Annotated in this window: 16 protein-coding genes; 8 read left to right on the top strand and 8 right to left on the bottom strand. The window is 43.1% G+C overall.

Going from position 1 to position 16,978, the window contains the following annotated elements:
- Positions 1–110: 110 nt before the first annotated feature.
- On the bottom strand, positions 111–368 hold the full coding sequence (locus FTU19_RS07925; protein WP_166135025.1) for a hypothetical protein: 258 nt from the start codon (positions 366–368) through the stop codon (positions 111–113).
- 681 nt (positions 369–1,049) lie between these two features.
- Here FTU19_RS07925 and pepN point away from each other — a divergent pair.
- Complete coding sequence (gene pepN, locus FTU19_RS07920) at positions 1,050–3,659, top strand: aminopeptidase N (protein ID WP_180130646.1); 2,610 nt, start codon at positions 1,050–1,052, stop codon at positions 3,657–3,659.
- 209 nt (positions 3,660–3,868) lie between these two features.
- On the top strand, positions 3,869–4,078 hold the full coding sequence (locus FTU19_RS07915) for a hypothetical protein (protein WP_004783945.1): 210 nt from the start codon (positions 3,869–3,871) through the stop codon (positions 4,076–4,078).
- Between the two features lie 41 nt (positions 4,079–4,119).
- Here the strand turns inward: FTU19_RS07915 and FTU19_RS07910 are convergent, their stop codons facing one another.
- Positions 4,120–4,566 carry a universal stress protein gene (locus tag FTU19_RS07910; protein ID WP_104425970.1) on the bottom strand — a complete coding sequence of 149 codons (447 nt, stop codon included), beginning with the start codon at positions 4,564–4,566 and terminating at the stop codon, positions 4,120–4,122.
- A gap of 125 nt (positions 4,567–4,691) precedes the next feature.
- Positions 4,692–5,135, bottom strand: coding sequence for a universal stress protein (locus tag FTU19_RS07905; protein ID WP_125279008.1), 444 nt, complete (start codon positions 5,133–5,135; stop codon positions 4,692–4,694).
- Positions 5,136–5,410: 275 nt separating this feature from the next.
- Between FTU19_RS07905 and FTU19_RS07900 the strand changes: the two genes are divergently transcribed.
- Complete coding sequence (locus tag FTU19_RS07900) at positions 5,411–6,415, top strand: alpha/beta hydrolase (protein ID WP_166135016.1); 1,005 nt, start codon at positions 5,411–5,413, stop codon at positions 6,413–6,415.
- 66 nt (positions 6,416–6,481) lie between these two features.
- Positions 6,482–6,826, top strand: coding sequence for an SMR family transporter (locus tag FTU19_RS07895; RefSeq protein WP_180130643.1), 345 nt, complete (start codon positions 6,482–6,484; stop codon positions 6,824–6,826).
- 17 nt (positions 6,827–6,843) lie between these two features.
- Here FTU19_RS07895 and FTU19_RS07890 read toward each other — a convergent pair whose 3' ends face one another.
- From FTU19_RS07890 to FTU19_RS07875, 4 genes are all read right to left on the bottom strand, one after another.
- The gene (locus FTU19_RS07890) at positions 6,844–8,019 is read right to left on the bottom strand and encodes a benzoate/H(+) symporter BenE family transporter (RefSeq protein WP_180033514.1); all 1,176 of its coding nucleotides are present in this window, start codon (positions 8,017–8,019) and stop codon (positions 6,844–6,846) included.
- Between the two features lie 110 nt (positions 8,020–8,129).
- A complete protein-coding gene (leuE, locus tag FTU19_RS07885) occupies positions 8,130–8,789 on the bottom strand; it encodes a leucine efflux protein LeuE (RefSeq protein WP_180033507.1) in 660 nt (219 codons plus the stop codon).
- A gap of 82 nt (positions 8,790–8,871) precedes the next feature.
- On the bottom strand, positions 8,872–9,843 hold the full coding sequence (tal, locus tag FTU19_RS07880) for a transaldolase (RefSeq protein ID WP_180130640.1): 972 nt from the start codon (positions 9,841–9,843) through the stop codon (positions 8,872–8,874).
- Between the two features lie 89 nt (positions 9,844–9,932).
- Entirely contained in the window at positions 9,933–10,823 is an 891-nt protein-coding gene (locus FTU19_RS07875) for a LysR family transcriptional regulator (protein WP_166135010.1), read from the bottom strand.
- A gap of 94 nt (positions 10,824–10,917) precedes the next feature.
- Here FTU19_RS07875 and aceI point away from each other — a divergent pair, with 94 nt between their 5' ends.
- A complete protein-coding gene (gene aceI, locus FTU19_RS07870) occupies positions 10,918–11,349 on the top strand; it encodes a chlorhexidine efflux PACE transporter AceI (protein ID WP_166135007.1) in 432 nt (143 codons plus the stop codon).
- 96 nt (positions 11,350–11,445) lie between these two features.
- Here the strand turns inward: aceI and FTU19_RS07865 are convergent, their stop codons facing one another.
- Complete coding sequence (locus FTU19_RS07865) at positions 11,446–12,963, bottom strand: acetyl-CoA C-acetyltransferase (RefSeq protein WP_180017576.1); 1,518 nt, start codon at positions 12,961–12,963, stop codon at positions 11,446–11,448.
- 240 nt (positions 12,964–13,203) lie between these two features.
- Between FTU19_RS07865 and FTU19_RS07860 the strand changes: the two genes are divergently transcribed.
- From FTU19_RS07860 to FTU19_RS07850, 3 genes are all read left to right on the top strand, one after another.
- Positions 13,204–14,592, top strand: a complete 1,389-nt coding sequence (locus tag FTU19_RS07860; RefSeq protein ID WP_180130637.1) for a 3-oxoacyl-ACP reductase — start codon at positions 13,204–13,206, stop codon at positions 14,590–14,592.
- Between the two features lie 157 nt (positions 14,593–14,749).
- Complete coding sequence (locus FTU19_RS07855; protein ID WP_180017574.1) at positions 14,750–15,604, top strand: MaoC/PaaZ C-terminal domain-containing protein; 855 nt, start codon at positions 14,750–14,752, stop codon at positions 15,602–15,604.
- Positions 15,605–15,663: 59 nt separating this feature from the next.
- The gene (locus FTU19_RS07850) at positions 15,664–16,926 is read left to right on the top strand and encodes a serine hydrolase (RefSeq protein WP_180130634.1); all 1,263 of its coding nucleotides are present in this window, start codon (positions 15,664–15,666) and stop codon (positions 16,924–16,926) included.
- Positions 16,927–16,978 lie beyond the last annotated feature (52 nt).

Raw genomic sequence — 16,978 nt, 5'->3', positions numbered from 1 at the left:
CGCGTCATTTGAGAATATTTTTAATGCAGCAGATTTTCAGGAGAAGAGAGCCTTTAAACGAACAGAGCTACCGAAGTAGCCCTGTATTCAAGAAAACTGGATCATCGTTTTTAAACAGGGCATGGTAATGTTTCGTCTTCCTCTCCCTGATGTTTCGCTTGAATCAACGCCTGCACTTTTTTGGATGGAACCTTTTTGGCACCAAGTGCATCATAAGTATTCAGAATCGCACTGACCTCATGCGCTTGTAGCTGAACGCCCTCAGAACTCATAAACAGGGCAATGACTTTATGATCAATATTGGCCTGATCCAGAACCTGAAGTATTTTAAGATTTTCAATCCGTACCACATGCTGTTTTAAATACATAGCTCACCTCAATTTCTTTGTTGTCGTTATTTTTGGAGTCTTTGCGCTTGGAGAAAACACACTTAAACTGTAGCAAAAACTATGCTCATTTTTTAATCAATATTTCGGAATTGCTATTAATCATAAATTATATATTTTTAAATCAAGCACATAAGAAAATGTAAAAAAATATGATATTAGCCGAAAACTTGGCATATATCTTTCTTTGAATCCTGCCATTGCTGTTGGGTGATGCAAAATGCATTCAAACTGGTGCATGTCATTTGTGCATTTAAAATGAAATTTGGAACGCAGATTAACCAGAACTTAATCTTTTAGAAGTCAGGTTTTGCAGCGCCCAGCATCTAAATTAGATATAAGGTTGTCCTGAACCCAGGCAGTAATTTTTCATATTGGAATAATACTTTGCATGTGCAGGAATCATGCATAGAGGAATCATACAGTGCAGATGAAAGCTTTTTTTATTTTATCTTTAAGTTGTTTTAGAGATGGGGATTTTAGATATCGGGCAAATATAAGGCGATTATCGTATATTTTGATGTAGCTCAATTGAAAAGATCAGTAATTATTCCCATATACAATACAAATGAAACGCACAGACAGGTTCAAGATCAAGGCGTATGATCAATGCATTGACAATCTTTTGCCTTAGAAGCTGTGCAAAAAGGATCAGGACATTATATGAATATCGCGGCGAATCCGGTGATCGAAGCAGATCAAACCATTTATTTAAAAGACTATCAAAAACCTTCTTTTGTTGTAGATTCAATCGACCTGAATATTCAAGTCTATGACGATCATACGCTGGTCAGCAGCAAACTGGAGATGCAGCGTCAAACAGCAGGTGATCTGGTATTGCTTGGTCGTGACCTGGAACTGCAATCAATCCAGTTAAATGGTCAGCCACTAAATGCATCAGATTATATTCTAGATGCTGAGCAACTGGTGATTAGCAATGCTCCAGATCAGGCGACTATTGAAACAGTGGTCAAGATTCATCCAGAAAGCAATACCATGCTGGAAGGTCTGTATCAGGCCAGTTCAGATCTGTTCGTGACTCAAAATGAGCCGGAAGGTTTCCGTAAAATTACGTTCTATCCAGACCGCCCAGATGTATTGTCTGTATTTACCACTCGTGTCGAAGCTGACAAAAAGTATCCGGTTCTACTGGCTAACGGTAACCTAATCGAAACCGGCGAAGTGGATAAAAACCGTCACTATGCGCTTTGGCAGGATCCGACCAAGAAACCGAGCTATTTATTTGCCTGCGTAATCGGTGATCTGGCAGTGATGAAAGATCGCTATACCACATCAGAGGGTCGTGATGTTGCACTGGAAATCTATGCTGAAGAAAAAGACATTCCAAAATGCAAAATCGCGATGGAAGCTTTAAAGCATTCCATGCGTTGGGATGAAGAGCATTATGGTCTGCCATATGATCTCGACAATTACATGATCGTAGCAACCAGCGCATTTAACATGGGTGCGATGGAAAATAAAGGCTTGAATATCTTCAATACCTCATGCGTATTGGCTGATGAAGAATATACAACTGATGCTGCCATCATGCGTGTGCAATCAGTGATTGCCCATGAATATTTCCATAACTGGACAGGTAACCGGATTACTTGCCGTGACTGGTTCCAGCTATGTCTGAAAGAAGGTTTGACTGTATTCCGTGATCAGTCTTTCTCGGAAGATCTACAGTCTGCTGCCGTACAGCGTATTGATGATGTGGCAGTACTAAAAGCGCATCAGTTCCCGGAAGATTCTGGTCCTTTATCGCATCCACCGCGACCGGATCATTTTGTAGAAATTAATAACTTCTATACGGCGACCGTGTATGAAAAAGGTGCGGAAATTAACCGTATGATGGCGACTTTGCTCGGTAAAGAAAAATTCCGTCAAGGTACAGATGAATATTTCCGCCGTCATGATGGTCAGGCCGTAACGGTTGAAGACTGGGTAGCTGCCTTGACTGCCGGTTCAGGGGTAGATCTATCAAACTTCCTGACTTGGTATAACCAGCCAGGTACACCGAAACTGGTCGCTAAAGGTGAGTATGATGCAGATACACAAACTTATCGTCTTCGCTTTAAGCAAAGTCTGAAAGCTCATCCGAAATATCCGAATCTGAAAGCTGTTCCGATTCCAGTGGCTTTGGCTTTGTTTGATGCGGCTACAGGCGAGCAGCTGAGCCTGCACACTGATGCCTTATTTGAAAATGGCGTCAAAGATGGGGTGTATCTGTTTGATCAGGATGAAGCGACCATCGAGTTTAGCGGTCTAACCAGCAAGCCGGTGGTTTCTTTACTACGTAACTTCTCTGCACCCGTTGATCTGCATTTTGATTACTCTGAACAAGAACTGGCGTTCCTGTTGCAATATGAAACCAATGGTTTTAACCAGTGGCAGGCGACCCAGACTTTATTAGAACGCATTTTGTTGGATGATCAACCTTCTGAAATCTATATCGAGGCAATGCTAAATACCTTGCCTGATCTGATTCAAAAAGATCCGTTATTGGCTTCCCGTCTGTTTGATGTACCGGCTGAAGGTTACCTGGGTAGCCGTATTGATACAGACTATAATCCAGCCATGATCAAGGAAAAACGTGATGCCTTGCTGCATAAATTGGCACGTGCCTTTGGAGCAACAGCTAAAGAAATCTATCTGAGTCTGGATCCTGAGCTGCAGTCAGATTTCTCTCAGGCGATGGGTGTGCGTGCACTGAAAAATATCATGTTGATGCTGATTGCACGTCAAGGTGATGAAAGTGCATTTGAACTGGCAGAGCAGCAATACCAAAATACAGGCAATATGTCTGAACGTTTGGGTGCCTTGCGTGTGCTGGTATGGAATGATGCGCCTCAAGCCAAAGCATTCCTGGATGATTTCTATAACCGCTTTAAAGATGAAGCACTGGCACTGGATCAATGGTTCATGCTGCAAGCAGCTCATCCAAAAGCGACTGCAGAAACAATTAAAGCACTCACTGAGCATGCGGATTATGACTTGAAAGTGCCAAACCGTATCCGTGCGGTGAGTGGCGGTTTGAATGCCAATCCGGTCAATACCTGGAGCTTTGGTGTGCAGCATTATATCGAGCTGGCGAAATATCTGGATCAGAAAAACCCGATTGTCGGTTCACGTCTACTTCAGGTGCTTTCACGCTGGTATACCCTGATTGAACCACAACGCAGTGAAGTCAAAGCACAACTTGAAGCTTTAAAACCACAGGTGAAATCGAAAAATGTCTCAGAGACATTGAACAGTATGTTAAGCGTATAAGATCGTTATGTAAAAAGCCGGATCAACTGATCCGGCTTTTTATTATTGACTTATTTTAAATGGTGAATTTAAGCGCATTTAAAATACTATAATGTGAAATCAGTCACATAAAAGGTTTACAGTAAGAGGCTAGATAGGAAAGTAAAACTATACTTTTCTATTAAACATGAAGAAATCTTCAAATTGATATACTAGAGGTCTTATTCAAGATGTTAGTGAAAATCGAAGATGGTTTTTATTTAAATACTCGGCATATTATTGCGGTTCATGTCAGCAGAAATGCTGCGACTGGTCTGTTTGAAATCTCCCTTCAATATACACCGCATTCTATTCAGCAAGCTGGAGAATACAAAAAAGTATTTAATAGCCAGCTGGATGCTGAACTCTTCCTGAACGAACTGAATCAAAAAGTTCGCTAAAAAAAGCCTGCATCGCAGGCTTTTTTGTTGTCTGGGTTACGTTAAGGTCTCACAATCAATACCGGAATCTCGGACTGGGAAAGGACATTCTGTGCCACGCTGCCCAGCATCAGTTTTTGCAGACCTTTACGGCCATGTGATCCCATGATAATCAGATCGGTCGGAACTTCCTGCGCTGCCTGAAGAATTCCTTCAGAAGGTGCCATACCATGAATGATCTTGGTCGTGACTTGTGTACCATCATGCACAAAATTTGCCTTAATCTCATTTAAAAGATCCAGTGCATGTTGTTCTGCCTGCATGAAATAGTCAGTGACTGCGGGAGCAACCTTATAAAAGTCCACGCCTTTAAATGGGTCTACAGCAATAATACTGACCAATGTCACCTTACTATTAAAAGCTTTGGCCAGCTCACGGGCATGTTCAGCTGCAGCATAGGACATCGAGGATTCATCGAGTGCGACAAGAATATGTTCATAGTTTTGCATGGTGCTTCCTCATTTTTAGAATATGCAGTGAAATGATCATTTAGAAAATGGAGGTTTACTGTAGAAGGGTTCAGACAGAAACACTGCCTGAAAAAATTGCGCACCTTGAAGATGCGCAAATCAGATTATTTTTTAACGATTAACACCGGAATTTGACTGGCGCCAAGAACATCCTGTGCAAAGCTGCCCAGAATCATTTTCTGGAAGCCTTTACGGCCGTGTGAACCCATGACGATTAGATCAGCCTGGGTTTCCTCTGCAGTCTCAGCAATATGTTCGGCATTCACCAGGCCAGTCACAATGCGGGAATCTGCTTCTATACCTTCACTGCCTGCAATTGCAGTGGCTTCTTTTAGGGCATTTTTTGCATTGGCATGAGCCTGAGCAAAATACTCTTTCATAATCGTTGAACTGTAGTAGAAGTCAGCTTCAGTAAAAGGGTCTTCTGCAATCAGGCTAATCAGGGAAAGTTTACTGCCAAATGCCTTGGCAATTTTGGCTGCATGTCGAACTGCAGAAAAGGAAATATCTGAACCGTCTACTGGGACTAAAATATGTTGGTAAGCCATGATTTTTCTCCGTATGTTGTGTGTTTTTTACGCTCTGATTTATTGATAGCACAATGTACCCATGGGTGCAATTGCAAAAAGCTGAAAAATGGAAAAAAATCTTTAAATTACAGGTATTTTCACATAAATGCAGAGATTTGATGAAAGAAAAAACAGAGCAAAAAACTAGGGATTCAGGTTTTATTGATCAAAAATAACAGGATAAATGACGCTGTTTTTCTGGGGATGGTTTAAACTGCCTGAGCTTATTTTTGGGCTGATCGAGGGGGAAGGTTTTGAGGTTTTTTGCTATTCATTTATTGTTGTTCTGTTCAATTATTCTGGCAGGCTGTCAAAATACTGTACAGAACAGCCGGGTCATTGCCAGTGCTTTTAATTTGACCACAGGGATGCAGCAAAAGGTGATGGATCGCTATGCACCAGGTTCGGTCATCGTGCATCAGAATATTGTCTATGAACCGCAGCAAAAACTATCTCTGGATCTGTATCAACCACAAAATATCGAAAGTATTGGCCCTCAACCAACTATTGTGTGGATTCATGGTGGTGGCTGGATTTCTGGTTCAAAAGAACATGCCCGAGGTTATTTTAAACTTCTGGCTGCGCAAGGTTATAACGTGGTATCGGTCCAATATCAGTTTGCACCTCAAGCCATTTATCCAAGCCAGTTACATCAGATTGATCAGGCCTTGGAGTTCATTACTCAACATGCAGCCGAATACCAGATTGATGCCGAAAATTTATATCTGGCCGGAGATTCTGCCGGAGCGAATATGGCCAGCCATTATGCTGCGCTTCTAACAAATCCAGACTTCGCCAAACAATCTAATTTTCAGCCTTATCTGCAACCATCCCAGCTTAAAGGTCTGATTCTGCACTGCGGTATTTATGACCTGGAGTCATTTGCCAGTACCGCACCTGATGAAATGAAGATCGTAGAGTGGGGAGTATATAGCCTGATTCAGGCCTATACAGGGGATCGTAAAAATGATACCGAGTTTCTCAAACGTATTTCTCCAATCCAGTATATTACGCCATCTTATCCGCCAGTATTCATTAGCGGGGGCAACAAGGATTTTCTGACCGACACCCAATCCTTGCCTTTTATCAAAGCTTTAAAAGCGCAGCAGGTTCCAGTAACAGAAGTTTTTTATCCCGAATCTAAAGCTTGGCTGATTCATGAATATCAGTTCTTTATGGGCAAGAAAGAAAGTCAGCAGACTTTTATCAAGACGCTGGATTTTTTGCATCAGCTTTCGCCCCTCAACATAAACTTATAAAAAATTTATTTCTTAAGACCATAACTAAGTTTTGGTCTAGGAAAGATAAATTTGGAGAGTGAAAAAATGAATCCTGCAACTTGGGCACATCTCTTATTGGGTTTGGCTATAATTGCTGAAGTCACTGGATCTACATTTCTAGTGAAATCTGAAGGCTTTACCCGTTTGTGGCCTTCTTTAGCGGTGGTTGTTTTATTCTGTATCGCGTTTTATTTGCTGTCTCAGGTGATTAAGGTGATTCCTTTAGGCATTGCTTATGCGATCTGGGCCGGTGTCGGGATCATTCTCACGGCCATTGTCGGTTATATTGTATTTAAGCAGGCGCTGGATCTTCCTGCTTTTATTGGTATTGCCCTGATTATTTCCAGTGTAGTGGTCATTAATCTGTTTTCTCAAACGGCAGGACATTAAAAGAGATAGATATAAGTCTAAGCCAGCTGAGGTTTAAGCCTAAATAGTAAATAAACCATCAAACCAAGCAGTAGGCCCCAGAAAGCTGAACCTATTCCAAAAAACTGGATATTGGATGCACTGAACAGAAAGGTCATCAGTGCGGCTTCCCGGTCATGACTGTCCTGAAAAGCCAGTGCGATGTTATGGCCAATGGTGCCAAACAGGGCAATGCCAGCCAGAACCGTAATCAGAATACCTGGAAAAGCCATCAATAAGCTGGTCAGGGTCGCAGCGAAGAAACCCATCAGGATATAAAACAGACCACAGCTCATACCCGCGATATAACGTTTAGCCGGATCAGGATGTGCCTGTGCATCCAGACTGACTGCTGCGCTAATCGCGGCAAGATTAACACTGAAACAGCCAAAGGGAGCGAGTAGTGCTTGAGTGAGGCCCGTCCAACCTAAAATCGAATTTACCTTGGGTGGATAGCCATAACTTTTAATTACAGCCAGGCCTGGTAAATATTGCGATGCCAGATTAATCACCATCAGCGGAAGAGCTAGTCCTAAAATAGCTTGCAGGCTAAATTCTGGCGTGGTCCATACAGGCTGAGCGATACTCCAGTTCAAATGAGGAAGTGTAAAATCGATAAAGAACGGACAGAGTACAATTGCAAGCAGTACGGTAATGACAATGCTATAACGGGTACTGAGCTTTTTAGAAATGAGATAAATGGCCAGTACGGTAAGTACAAAGCCCCAGGATTGTTGCAGGCTGCCAAATACTGAAATACCAAATTTCAGTAAGACACCAGCCAGCATGGCACTGGTCAGACTTTGTGGAATAAACTGAAAAATCCGGTCAAATATTCCGAAAAATCCCAGACAGGCAATCAGGATACCGCAAATCAGAAAAGCGCCAATCGCTTCGGCCAGACTGTAATGGCCTGCGGAGGCAATAATTAACGCTAGACCGGCTGTCGACCAGGCGGTGGAAATCGGATAACGATATTTCCAGGAAAGCAGAAAGCCGGAAACCCCAATACCTATACCGAGTGCCCATAACCAGGAACTGATTTGCGCTGCATTTGCACCCAGGCTTTGGGCTGCTTCAATGACCAGTACCGCGGATACGCTGATCCCAATCATGCAGGTAATAAAACCCGCCATGATGGCAGGAAAGGAGAGATCTTGTAAAAGTTTAGGCATCATCCATGACACTATTTTTAAATGCGTTTAAATCATACGCTTTTCATATATCAACACAATGTTTTTAACAATTTTTGAAAGCGCTGCTCTTGCCAGAAAGCTGCTAATTTTTAGAAGGTTGAAGTCGCCAGTTTAATTCCGAACCCGCAGAAGAGAATTCCTACTGAAGCAACCCCGCCAGCCGTCAATTTATAATTCTGGTTGAAATAGCTCGCGAGTTTGACCCCGGAAAAGATCAGGATTGAAAGGTAGGTCATGCTGATCAGTTGCAGGATTAAAGCCAAGAGTGCAAAAGTCAGTGCCGGATAAGGGTAAACAGGATCAACAAACTGCACGAAAAAAGACAGGTAGAACAGAATCGCTTTAGGATTTAAAACACTGATTGTTAATGCTGTACGGAAAGGCTGAATCGACTCGACAGTTTCAGAAGTAGCCTTTTTAATCTGAACACATTGTGACGACTGTTTCGGAAAGAAAGTCTGATAGGCGGCAATGATCAGTTTGATCCCAAGATAACTGAGATAAACAGCACCGATAATTTTCAGGGCAATAAACAGCACGGGGAACGTATGGAGTAAGGAGGCTGCGCCTAACGCCGTACATAGGATCAGAATCAGATCACCGGTATAAACCCCTAAGGCACCCATATAACCGGTCTTGATGCCAAAGCGGGAGGCAATTGACATGACATAGAGGGAATTCGGCCCCGGCAGTAACACAATTAACGTTGTCCCAATAATAAAGGTCGTTAGATCTGTGATACCAAACACGAAGAACTCGCAAAAATGAAAAAAGCCGATGCGGCATTATAGCAACATCGGCTTGGAGAAATTCTATAAATTCGCTGTGAATTTAGGTGGTGCTCAAAAAACTTTCCTTTAATAAAGCCGCCAGTTGTTCACGGGCTTTGATAAAGCCATCGATACCACCTTGCAGTAATTCACTGGCCATCTGGTCCTGTTTCAGTTGCGCATCAAAATCGGCATGACTGATTGGATTCAGTTCACCTTGAGATTGAATATCTTTGGCTGAAAGCTGAGCCTGAACTTCACGCTGATCATTTTCCAGTTGTTCCAGCAAGTTTGGTGCGACAGTCAGTAGATCACAACCGCTGAGGCCCAGGACCTGTTCAATACTACGGAAGCTTGCCCCCATGATTTCAGTTTTAATCCCATGCGCTTTATAGAATTCATAAATGCGCTTCACTGAGAGTACGCCCGGATCTTTTTCGATCGGATACGACTCAACACCTTCCGCTTTCTTGTACCAGTCTAGAATGCGGCCGACAAAAGGTGAGATTAAAGTCACTTTGGCATCAGCGCAGGCATGAGCCTGATGCTGACCAAATAATAAGGTCAGGTTGGTATGGATACCTTCTTCTTCCAGTGCTTTCGCTGCCTGAATGCCTTCCCAGGTTGATGCGATCTTAATCAGGATGCGGTCAGAATTAATTCCATATTGATCATACAGCGCGAGTAATTCTTTAGCCTTGGCGATGGTCGCTTCAGTATCAAAAGACAGGGAAGCATCCACTTCAGTCGAAACACGACCTTCAATCAGTTTTAAAATTTCAACACCGAATTTGACGGTCAAAATATCAATCGTGCGTTCAATCAGGGCATTATTCACATAGCTTTCTTGCTGGGCTTGTTGAAAAGCAGCTTCAATCAATGCCTGATTTTCAGGTTGTTTCGCTGCTGCAGTAATCAGAGATGGATTTGTGGTTGCATCCAGAGGGCGAAATTTCTCAATTGCGCTTAAATCACTGCTATCTGCCACAATAGTCGTCAAGTTTTTTAATTGGTTTAATGCAGTTAATGTCATTACGATCTAGTTCTATGGTTATTGCTTATGCATTCTTATATATCATAAATCATCCTCTTACCAAGTAGACTGTCGTTGAATTTCTGTGATTAATGGTCGGTTTTTCGCTGCTGACGCAAGTGATTAATCAAAAAATGAGCAGCTGTACCCAGTCGAGTTTCCCGGCTCCAGACCAGATCGACAAAATATTCAAATTTTGGGGTGAAATCGAGCAGCTGCAAGATCTGTAGCTGCTCCTGCAAATGTAGCTGTTCATTGATCATTTCCAGAGGGAGTACACCCCAGCCCAAACCTTGCTGGATCATGTTACAGGCTGAATGATGATTGTCAGTGCGCCAGTAATTCCGGGAAAAGAGCAGTTCTGGCTTAATGCTACGATCACGACTGGCAACAACAATCTGTCGGTTTTGTAAAATCTGTTCATAGCTGACCTGGTGAAATTGACTTAATGGATGCTGTTTGGCCGCCACAGCAACCAGTACCTCACGCTTTAATTCTATAAACTGTTCACGGGTTTCCAGCTGTTCTCGTTCAAACATCAGCGCTAACTGCGCTGAACCTTCAAATAGCATGTGATGAGCATCTTCCTGAGGTGCGCTAAAGACATTAACTTGCAGGGCTGGAAATTCCCGTTCCAGCAAAACGATATAATCGGTCCAGCGGGTATGGAGGAGCTCAGACACCACCACAATATTTAATTCAGATTCCAGACCAGAACTGAGCGCAAGCGCATGTTGCTTCCATTGATTCATTTCAACCAAAAGCTGTTCAGTTTTTTCATATAGCACTTGCGCCTGTGCGGTGGGTTTCGGTTCACGGCCAATGCGTTCAAATAACACCAGATTAAGATCAATTTCCAGATTGGCAATGGACATGCTCACTGCAGAAGGAACTTTACCAAGTTTACGTGCAGCAGCAGAGAAGGAGCCGGTTTCCATGACCAGTTTAAACATTAGCAGCTGTTCTTGATTAATATTCATGAATTCTATCTTTCATTTTTATTGATAGATTCTAACTCGAATAATCAAATTTAAAAAAATAAAATTCTTTTATCTCCTGACTTGTTGAACGGAAATGTTAATTTCGAAAAGAAGACTGATTCATGCCACCTTATATGAAGGCATTTTATTGGTGGTGATTGCCATATTACTGAGTACGCTCATGCATATGCCGCTTGAGGTCACAGGCGCTCTCGGAATTGCGATGGCTGTCACTTCAATGTTCTGGAATATGCTGTTTAATCATTATTTTGAAAAGTTTGAAGCCAAACATTGTCTGAAAAGAACCATCAAAGTGCGGATTGCTCATGCGATTGGATTTGAGGGTGGTTTGATGCTGGCGACGATTCCGATGGTAGCTTATGCATTACAGATCGGTCTGGCGCAGGCTTTTCTTCTGGATTTGGCGATGACACTATGTATTCTGGTGTATACCTTTATCTTCCAGTGGTGCTATGATCACCTTGAGGCCAAAATGGGGCTGGAACCAGACTACCGAAAAGCTTAACTTGAGTCTTTACTAGAGTAATCCTCAAATGCTTCGCTAATAATATTGCAATAAAAAACCGCTCATAAAGAGCGGCTTTTTTATATGAGGTTTGGATTATTTTTCAATAATTGCTGTTACGCCTTGACCACCAGCTGCACAGATCGAAACCAGTACACGACCTGAACCTTTCTGGTTAATCAGTTTTGCTGCAGTTGCGATAATACGACCGCCAGTTGCTGCAAACGGGTGACCTGCAGCAAGAGAAGAACCTTTTACGTTCAGCTTGGCACGATCAATTGAACCTAGTGGAGCATCCAGACCTAAACGTTCTTTACAGAATTTTGGATCTTCCCAAGCTTTCAGCGTTGAAAGTACTTGCGATGCAAATGCTTCGTGAATTTCATAGTAGTCAAAATCTTGAAGTTTCAGACCAGCACGTTCCAGCATACGAGGAACTGCATAAGCAGGTGCCATCAACAAGCCTTCTTTCTTCTCTACGAAATCAACGGCAGCAGTTTCCTGGAAAGTCAGGTAAGCCAGTACTTCATGACCATTTGCTTTAGCCCATTCTTCAGAAGCCAATAGCACACAAGACGCACCATCAGTCAGTGGAGTAGAGTTACCCGCCGTCATGGTACGTGCATCGCCTTTACCGAATGCAGGTTTTAGTTTCGCCAGTTTTTCAACTGAAGAATCTGGACGCAAGTTGTTGTCACGTTCAAGACCCAGGAATGGAGTCACCAGGTCATCAAAGAAACCTTCTTCATAGGCTGCTGCCATTTTTTGATGTGAAGAGGCTGCAAGCTCGTCTTGCGCTTCACGGGAAATACCCCATTCTAGTGTAGTAATTGCCTGATGGTCACCCATAGACAGGCCAGTACGTGGCTCACCATTTTTTGGTGCGTCCATCAGGTCTTTCACATTGATTTTAGTCAGTGCTTTTAAGCGGTCTTTCGCCGTTTTCGCAATGTTCAGCTCAAGTAATGCTTTACGTAAGCCATCACCGAAAGCGATTGGCGCATCAGAAGTCGTATCTACACCGCCTGCGATCCCCACTTCGATCTGACCTAGAGCAATCTTGTTCGCGACCAAGAATGCCGCTTGAAGGCCAGTACCACATGCTTGCTGAATGTCATAAGCAGGGGTTTCCGGTGCAAGAGCAGTATTTAGTACACATTCACGAGTCATGTTGAAGTCGCGGCTGTGTTTCAGTACAGCACCTGCAACCACTTCACCTAAGCGTTGACCTTGAAGGTTAAAACGTTCAACCAGACCATTCAGGGCTGCTGTGAACATATCAGTATTGGATGCCGTAAAGTAAGCACCGTTAGAACGTGCAAATGGAATGCGGTTACCACCGATAATAGCAACGCGGCGAACTGTATTTTGGCTCATGTTTGGTTCCTGTTGAACAGAAGTCTGTGTTATAGATGTTGAATCTTGTTGGCTTGAAGTCGTTTTTTTGGTACGTGCAGATGTACTGCGTGTACGTGTGGTTTTAGCCGGACTTTTTTCTGTGGCATTGGCTGTATCAGGATTTTTAGTGCTACGCTTGCTACGCGTTGATGGTTTTGACACAGTTTCTGTCGCAGAGTTCTCGACTGCTGGATTATCTTGAGTTGTTTTGCTCATAAGGCTTTACCAGGCAAATAGATCGTCTTCTTGGCGGTTACATTAGCATAGAAGAAGATAGGCTGTATTGACTACAATGACATTACAGACTGCGCTTAGGTCAAGTCATCTGCCTGTTATCTCAAGTATGATTGGGCGGAAACTGGTAGATCTATTGAAATATAAGTGTCTGGCATCATACTGAAGTTTAAGGATAACTTTAGATCAACCAAAAATTAATTTGTATGAGAGATAATAAACATGACTGATCAGTACCAAACTTTTGCAAAATCTCCTATTGGTAAATTTGTCATTAAAAATTTGGGTCTGCCATCCCCAACTTCTTTAGACCGTTTTGAGTCTGCTACACCAGTTGTCAAAGGTGCGGTATTGTTTGGAGCAGCACCGGCAAGTACCTTGACTGGTGCTATTGCTCAGGTTCTGGCAAATATTCATGCCAATAGTTATGCAGGTAACAATGCTGAACTGCAACAGGCTGCTGCATCGGCTGGACTGAATCTGGGCGCGTTTAATCCGGGCGATAAAGAATCAAAATTCAAAGTTGTCATTTTTGATGCTTCAGGAATCGAAAATTCAGAACAGTTAAAATCACTTTATGATTTCTTCAACCCGATTGCGCGTCAAATCCAAAGTTCTGGCCATGTCGTGATTGTGGGGACTACGCCTGAAACTGCTAAATCAGTCAGTCAGTCAATTGCTCAACGCGCACTGGAAGGTTTTGTAAAATCTGTGGGTAAAGAGTTTAAAAAGGGAATTGCAGCAAACCTGATCTATGTAGATGCCGGTGCTGAAGCAAATCTTGAATCTGCTTTACGCTTTGCAGTTTCTCCACGTTCTGCCTATGTTTCTGGTCAGGTGATCCGTGTTTCACCTGCTGAAAAAGTGGATGTAGACTGGACTAAACCATTAGCGGGCAAAACTGCTGTAGTGACTGGTGCGAGCCGTGGTATTGGTGAAGCGATTGCTCATGTATTGGCACGTGATGGCGCACATGTCATCTGTCTGGATGTTCCGCAACAGCAAGCAGACCTTGACCGTGTAGCCGGCGAAATTGGCGGTTCAACTTTAGCCATCGATATTACTGCTGCAGATGCAGGTGAGAAAATCAAAGCAGCAGCTGAGCAAGGCGGTCTGGACATTATTGTGCACAATGCCGGTATTACCCGCGACAAGACTTTGGCCAATATGAAACCTGAGCTATGGGATCTGGTGATTAACATCAACCTGTCTGCCATTGAACGTGTAAATGACTATTTAATCTCCAACGATGGTCTAAATGCCAATGGCCGTATTATCTGTGTATCCTCAATTTCAGGCATTGCAGGTAACCTGGGTCAAACCAACTATGCAGCGTCTAAAGCGGGTGTGATTGGTGTGGTGAAATTCACAGCACCAACCTTAAAAAATGGTATAACGATTAATGCCGTTGCACCGGGCTTTATCGAAACACAAATGACGGCTGCGATTCCATTTGCAATCCGTGAAGCTGGCCGCCGTATGAACTCAATGAGCCAAGGTGGTCTACCTGTAGATGTTGCAGAAACAATTGCCATGTTTGCTTCTACGGCTTCAACAGGTTTAAATGGCAACGTGGTTCGTGTCTGTGGTCAAAGCCTATTAGGGGCTTAAAGCATCAAGTCCTTTCTTGCAGTTTAATTAAAGCTCAGGGAGAGGATTTAGGAGAGGGAGATTAGGGGCCTTTTTTTAGCCCTCTCTCTAACTCTCTCCCAAAGGGAGAGAGAACTCCACTCATATATAAATGAAAAGAATATTTTAAAGGTTCAGTATGAATACGCGCCATTTTAGTCAACTTCCAAAACCTTATTTAGCCTATTCAAAAGTGATTCAAGGCTTGATTTTTAAAAAGCCGAAAGCTGAAAAAGTTCTACCGCAAGTTGAATATGTGGTGGATTCATTCAAGGTCGATCAGAAACATTTAAAAGCCTATAATGAAGTATGTGGCTTTAAAAATAATGGTTATATTCCAGCTATTTATTTGACCGTGCTGTCTCAAAGTCTGCAAATGCACATGATGACCTCGGAAGCATTTCCGTTCCCGATTTTAGGACTGGTACATATCCGTAATCAGGTCAAGCAGTACCGTAAAGTCGGTGTAAATGAGACTTTAACCCTGTCATGCAAATTTGGTGAGTTACAGCCTCATGACAAAGGTGTTCAGTTTGATTTTATTACCACAGTCAAAGTAGGCAATGAAGTCGTCGTTGAGGCATTAACGACTTATCTTTCACGTCAAAAGACTGATGTTAAAGCGGCTGTTAAACCGGCAGAAAGTAAAGCGCCAGACTATAAGCTAAATACTGAATGGAAAATTTCAGAAAATACCGGCCGCCGTTATGCCATGACCTCAGGTGATTTTAATCTGATTCATATTCATGCTGTTACAGCGAAGGCTTTTGGTTTTAAACAGGCGATTGCACATGGTATGTGGAGCAAAGCCAAAGCGCTGGCTAATCTGTCATTGCCGGATGCGTATGAAGCCGATGTCTGGTTTAAGCTGCCGATGTACTTACCCTCTAAAGTTGAGTTCCTGACTGCTCAAGCAGCGAATGATACAGACTTTCTGATCCGGAACAGCAAAAACCAGAAGCCGCATGTGACCGGCCATGTAAAAGCGATTTAAATCTGAATCAAAAGCCTAAACTCGATTTAGGCTTTTTCATTTTAAGGGATCAAAATTCTATGGATAGAATGATGCAGCCAATTAAAGATTATCTGTTTGCTGATCAGCATAATTATCAGGGCAATGTGGATGCGCGTTTTCGCGACCTTGCTCGTCAGTTTAGCCGCTTACAGGATGCACGTACTGATCAGGGTGGTGCGGCACTTGTTGTATATTTTCAGGGACAAAAAGTTGTCGATATCTATACCGGGAAGAAGTCTGTCACTGAAAACTGGCAGCCCGATACCATGTCACTATGCTATTCCACTGGCAAAGGTGTACTGGCGACATTAGCACACATTCTGGTAAGTAAGGGTTATCTCGACTATGACAGATCAGTTGCAGAATACTGGCCTGAATTTGCACAGAAAGGTAAACGGTCGATTACTTTGGCACATATGCTGAGCCATCAAAGTGGTTTGTTTGATATCCGTAATATCATTGATGATGCCACTGAAATGGCTGACTGGTCACACATGCTGGAGCGGATCGCGGCAGCTGAGCCACGTTTTCAGACCACGACAGATGCCGCTTATCAACCTTTGACTTTTGGCTGGCAGGTGGGTGGAGTACTGGAAAAGGCAACCGGTAAATCATTAAACCAATTAATGCAGGAATATTTAGTTCAGCCTCTGCAATTAAATGGTGCCTATTTTAGTGTGCCGATGGATGAACTGCCTCGAGTTGCGCGACCGATCTTTAAAGCAAAGTCTGCATCTCAATCTTCTAAAGGCAAAAAAGTAGTTACACGCAAACCCGGTTTAATGGAGCGTGCTCTGGTCTGGAGTGGCCAGAGCCCCCAAGATTTTCAGGATGGCATGATTCCTAAAGGCATGAAGAATTTTAGCTTCTTTAGTAATGAGGGATTACAGGCGATTATTCCTTCAGCCAATGGGGTCTTTACTGCAGACAGTCTGGCAAAAATCTATGCGATGTTGGCCAATCACGGTGCATGGCAAGGCCAGCAGTTGATTTCACCTCCAGTATTCCAGCGACTAAGCCAGGTGCAATATACCCGTCGTGATCGGGTGATGCCTGTGCCAATGCACTGGCGTCTGGGTTATCACCGTATTTTGACATTGGGTAAAGCCTCTACAGGTTTTGGTCATATGGGCTTTAACGGTTCTGGTGCCTGGTGTGATCCGGAACGCGGTTTAAGTTTTGCCTATACCCATAACTTCCCAACAGGTTCATTAACTGGAGATTACCGTCTTTGGGGGCTGACGCAGGAAACTTTGCGCTGTGCTGATGCGGTATTGACGGGAAGAAAAGGCTGGCGCTAACTGAATATCCTTGATTTGGGAGTTTAGTCAGTCATTTAAAATATGCTATTTT

It is taken from the genome of Acinetobacter sp. YH12072, from assembly GCF_013419565.1.
Lineage (GTDB): Bacteria > Pseudomonadota > Gammaproteobacteria > Pseudomonadales > Moraxellaceae > Acinetobacter.
Note: the sequence above shows the minus strand (reverse complement) of the source record. Positions and strands in the feature narration are given on the sequence as shown.